The sequence below is a fragment of the Komagataeibacter kakiaceti JCM 25156 genome (genome assembly GCF_000613305.1).
In genome coordinates this window covers 1-4,895 of record NZ_BAIO01000156.1, presented here as the reverse complement: position 1 = coordinate 4,895, position 4,895 = coordinate 1, and the positions used below count along the sequence as shown (strand labels likewise).

Sequence of the window (4,895 nt, the reverse complement as noted above, 5' to 3'; positions counted from 1 at the left end):
CGCTTTCGCTCCTGCCGCCGGGCATGGACGCCATGGTTCCCCAGCTTGCCGGGCTTGCCGCCTTTGGCGCGCTGTGCCTGTGGTTCTGCCGCGCCCAGTACCGTCCGCACGGCAGATAAGTGGCGCTGGGCATGGACGGGGGCCAGCGTCCCGTGGCACCCTGCCCCCATGCCCCGCCATTTTGACAGCCTTGTTTTTCCGCGCCCCGCGCAAGATGCCCTCGCCCTGCGTTTTGGTCAGGTCTCGACCCTGCTCGATCAGGCAACGTGCCGGACGCGGCCCGCCTGTTCGATGCGATCCGCCGCGATTATGAAAGCTGGTCCGCGCTGGTCAACCTGCGCTTCGCGCAGGACACCACAAGTACTGGAGCCAGATCCGAACGTGACTATGCCGACGCCCTGACCCCGCATGTCACGGCCCATGAGGTCGCCCTGAAACGCAGGCTGCTGGAATATCCCGACCCCACGGCGGTAGCGGGGTCATCACGCCGCACACGCTTGAACTGTGGCGCACCGACATCACCACCTTCGACCCCCGCATTGCCGACGCGCTGGAGGAGGAAGCCCGGCTGAGCGGTACCTATACCGCGCTGCTGGCCAGCGCGCGGCTGGAGATCGGCGAGGAATGCGTCAACCTGTCCGGCCTCGCCCCCTATGCCGAAAGCACGGACCGCGCGGTGCGACAGGAGGCGGAACGGGTCCGGTGGGCTTTTTTCGAACGCAATGCCAGGCAGCTTGACGCGCTGTTTGACCAGATGGTCCACCTGCGCCACGGCATGGCCAGAACGCTGGGTTATGATTCCTACATTCCGCTGGCCTACCGCCGCATGCGGCGCTCCGATTACGGACCGGCGGATGTCGCGCGCTTTCGGGACGATGTGCGCACCCATGTCGTCCCGCTGGTGCATGACATCCTGCGCCAGCGGTGTGAAACCATGGGGTGGGATGTCCTGTATTCATGGGATGAACCGCTGATCGACCCCCACGGCAACCCGCGCCCCGCAGGCGGCCACGACCTGCTCATGGCCCGCGCGCAGACCATGTTCGACCGCATGGGGGGCGATCTGGGCGCCTTTTTCGGGCTGATGCGTGATGGGGGGTATCTGGATCTGGTCAACCGGCCCGACAAGGCGGGTGGCGGGTTCTGCACCGCCTTCCCCACGGTGGGCATGCCGTTCATCTTCGCCAGTTTCAACGGCACGCAGCATGACATCAACGTCTTCACCCACGAGATGGGCCATGCTTACCAGAACTGGAAAAGCCGCGACCTGCCCGCCATCGACCTGTTATGGCCGACCATGGACGCGGCCGAGGTCAATTCCATGGCGCTGGAATTCCTCACATGGCCGCATATCGACCTTATGGTCGCCCCCGGTCAGGGGGAGCGCTTCCGGCGGATGCACCTCATCTCCTCGCTCTCGTTCCTGCCTTATGGCGTATGCGTCGATCACTTCCAGCATGAAATCTACGCCCGCCCCGACATGACCCCGGCCCAGCGGCATGAAACATGGCGCGAGATGGAGCGGCGCTACCTGCCGTGGCGCGATTATGGCGGCCTGCCGCATCCCGCACGGGGGGGCCGGTGGCAGGCGCAGGGGCATATCTACCGCTCCCCCTTCTATTACATCGACTACGCGCTGGCGCTGTGCTGCGCCATGCAGTTCTGGATCCGCAGCCGCAGCGACCCGCAGGGCGCAATGGACGCCTATGTCGCGCTGTGCGCCAGGGGGGGTGCGCAACCTTTCACGCGGCTGGTCCGTTCAGCGGGACTCAACTCCCCCTTCCAGCCGGGCGCGCTGGCGGACGTGGTGCGCACGGCGCGGGATATCCTGAACACCTGAGGCCGTATCCATGGGAAAGAGCATGCCCACACATCCCGCCCCGACACCTTCGGTCGCGCGCACGCTGTACAAGACACTGGCCGTTGTGGTGCTGAGCGCGCTTTTCATGCTCAGCCTGCGCTTCAGCGCCACGGTGGCGGGGCTGGTGGACCGGCTGGCGGGCACCGGGCTGTGGCTGGCGGTCTACCGGCTGGCCGGGGCCAATGACGCCACCGGACAGGAACGGCTGATCGTGATGGCGGTCGCCTGGTGTGCTGCCTGCTGGCCGTTGCCGTGGTGGAAGTGGCTGACCGGCTGATCAGCCGCCGCCTCCCCCCGTCATGACGGGTCACGCTGCCAGAAGAAGGTCAGTTCATGCTTGTTGTGCCACAGGTGCAGCACATGGCCGCCGGGAATGGCGGCGAAGGCGTCCGCCGTGTCGTGATCGGTCTCGCCCTGGAATTTGATGGTCATGACAATACGCGCCGCCCGCCCCGATGCGATCCAGCGCCGCGCAAGCGCCAGCAGGCGCGTGGGATAGGCGATAATATCAGAAAACAGCCAGTCCACCGGTGCGCAGCTTTCGGGATCCAGCCCGAAGGCGCTTTCATACCGGCAGGTGACGTTGGGCAGGTCCGCGACATTTTGCGCCAGGGGTGAGCGGTCTATCGCCGTGACATGCGCCCCGCAACCTGCCGCGACCCATGTCCACCCGCCGGGACAGGCCCCGAGATCAAGACACGTCTCCCCCGCGACGGGCCACCGGCCCAGACGCAGGAGCGCTTCCCACAATTTGAGATAGGCGCGCGAGGCGGATCGGTCCGGTTCTCGACAAACGGAACCTCCCCATTCACGAACGGAGAGGACTTGGTGCGTGAAAACAGCATCCGATCCGGCGCAAGCAGCGTCCACGCCCCCAGATGCGCGGTGGGAGCGGCCTCGGGGAAGGTGAAGGGTCTGGGCCGCAACGGCGGCAGCGCCGCGGTAATCAGGGCGCTGCGGCGGTGGAGCATGGGCACGTACCCCGCCCAGTTGCGCTGCACCGCGCGCAGGACACGCGCCGCCCCCTTGATGGATGGGACATCGTGCAGTTCGTTCATGCCATGTTTCAAGCGCCCACAGGCAGGGGACCGGAGGTGCCGCGGACAGGGCCAGCCGCCCATGCCAGCACAGTTCCCCCGCATTCCTGCGCGCCAGTTCCTGTTCCATGACGGACTCGAAACCCGGCGGCGCCAGATAGGCCGCGCGCACTGGCCATGGGGGCAGCGTTACATCCACCTGCGTCATGAGCGAATGACGCCAACAGCCAGCAGCAGCCACGCCAGCATGAGCAGGCTGCCCCCGCTGGGCGCGATCGGGCCGGGATGGATCCCCCAGAACGCGGTCAGCCCCACGCCCACGCTGAACAGCACGGTCCCCACCGCCATGAGACAGCCCGCGACGGAAATACACGCCCGGCACCCCTGCTGGATCATGAGCACCGAGATCCCGATAATGGCCAGCGCATGCCACATCTGCATCTGCACGGCCTGCCGCGCCATGTCGCGGCCACCTTCGGCAAAGAACTGGTCGGGCAGATGGGCGGTCAACGCGCCCCCCATGACAGCGGTGAACGCGGCCAGCGCCGCGAAAAACAGAAGGAACCTGACGACAGTGGGCATTCGGGGTATCCGCAAAACATGATGACGATCCGCATGGAGCGCGGTCGGTCACCCTACCCCCACCACCGGCCCATCGTATAGGCCGCTGGCGCGCAATGCCGCCCCGACCCGACACGTCATGACGGAACATTAAATCCGCGCGATTACCGCGCGCATGGCCGCATTCTGTTATTTATGGAATGTTTTTATATTCCATTTATATTACTATTTTTATTGAATATACTTGATAAACTGAATTGATGCCCGAAAATTAGATGGAAATTGTTAAATATTATACATAAATCAGGAATCAGCATTTCCGCTTTACGGAATTGTATTCACACCCCACCACTATCCATCTGATATATAACGAATTCATGCGTCACCACAAAGCCTGACCGGGGCTGGCCTGACCGTGGATCATCTTTGTATGGCTGTGCAAAACTGATAAACTGCAACCGCGATCAGTAAAACAGACCGGTTTTCACCCCTTAGGAAGATGATGACATGAGAAATTGCGCAGCCTGGTTCCTTTTTGCGTCTGTTAGCCTTCTTCCTGCCCTGGGCATGGCCCGCCCCGCCACGCCCCCCGCGCCCGTCGCCGCCGAACCTACACTCCCCCCGCTGACGGATTCCGATTCCACGTTCGCGGGCAATGTCTCGGCGCTGAACGGTTTTGAAATCACCATTTCCAAAATGGCGATAACGCAGGCCAAACGCCGCAAGGTGCATGACCTGGCGGAAAACCTGCTCAAGGCCCATACCGCCAACCAGAAGACCCTCTCCGCCCTGACCCTGAAGCACGGGCTTGAACTGCATGAGGAAATGAGTTCGGACGAGCAGCAGATCGCGGAACACCTCCAGACCGAAAGCGGCTCCAAATTCGAGCGTGATTTCCTTGATCTTCAGGCGCAGGCCTCAAGCGATGCGCTGGCCATGTTCCAGAACGAGGCGGAATCCGCCTCCGACCCGGAACTGAAGGCCTATGCCTCCGCCACGGCAGATACGCTCCAGACCCATCTGACCGATACGATGAAACTTGGCGCGAACAAGCCAAGCCGCTGAAGCCTGACAGGTTCCTGACATGACCATTCGCATTGACCGGATCGTGACCCGCGGCGGCGATACGGGCCAGACCTCGCTGGGGGATGGGGAACGCGTGGCCAAGGATTCGGTCCGGATCGAAGCCCTCGGCGCGCTGGACGAGGCCAATGCCGTGATCGGCCTGCTGCGCGCCACCCTGCCCGAAGGCCGCGATGCCACGTTCGTCGCCTGGGTGCAGGGGCTGCTGTTCGATATTGGCGGGTCCATCTGCATGCCCGCCACACCGCCGCCCCCACTCCCCCACGCGACGGCGGCGGTAACGGCCATGGAAAACGAAATCACACGCCTGCGCGCGTCCATTCCGCCGCTGCGCAGTTTCGTCCTGCCCGGCG

At 63.8% G+C, this 4,895-nt stretch carries 4 protein-coding genes and 2 pseudogenes; 4 read left to right on the top strand and 2 right to left on the bottom strand.

Annotation, left to right across the window (positions count from 1 at the left end):
* Positions 1-168 precede the first annotated feature (168 nt).
* Both JCM25156_RS23105 and JCM25156_RS23100 read left to right on the top strand, forming a co-directional pair.
* Positions 169-1,840: pseudogene (locus tag JCM25156_RS23105) on the top strand (M3 family oligoendopeptidase).
* A gap of 22 nt (positions 1,841-1,862) precedes the next feature.
* Positions 1,863-2,138: a hypothetical protein gene (locus JCM25156_RS23100; RefSeq protein ID WP_407637119.1), complete on the top strand. Its 276-nt coding sequence runs from the start codon at positions 1,863-1,865 to the stop codon at positions 2,136-2,138.
* 20 nt (positions 2,139-2,158) lie between these two features.
* On the opposite strand, the pseudogene JCM25156_RS23095 reads toward JCM25156_RS23100, so the two are convergent.
* Both JCM25156_RS23095 and JCM25156_RS09440 read right to left on the bottom strand, forming a co-directional pair.
* Positions 2,159-3,106 (bottom strand): annotated as a pseudogene (locus JCM25156_RS23095) (SAM-dependent methyltransferase).
* Positions 3,103-3,480, bottom strand: a complete 378-nt coding sequence (locus JCM25156_RS09440) for a DUF423 domain-containing protein (protein WP_034959156.1) — start codon at positions 3,478-3,480, stop codon at positions 3,103-3,105. The pseudogene JCM25156_RS23095 and the gene JCM25156_RS09440 overlap by 4 nt, the downstream one beginning before the upstream one ends.
* A gap of 546 nt (positions 3,481-4,026) precedes the next feature.
* Between JCM25156_RS09440 and JCM25156_RS09435 the strand changes: the two genes are divergently transcribed.
* Positions 4,027-4,524 (top strand): DUF4142 domain-containing protein, encoded by a 498-nt coding sequence (locus JCM25156_RS09435; RefSeq protein ID WP_242402576.1) that lies wholly within the window; start codon positions 4,027-4,029, stop codon positions 4,522-4,524.
* 19 nt (positions 4,525-4,543) lie between these two features.
* Positions 4,544-4,895: ATP:cob(I)alamin adenosyltransferase (locus JCM25156_RS09430; protein ID WP_025812878.1), on the top strand; the 352-nt coding region annotated here is incomplete at its 3' end.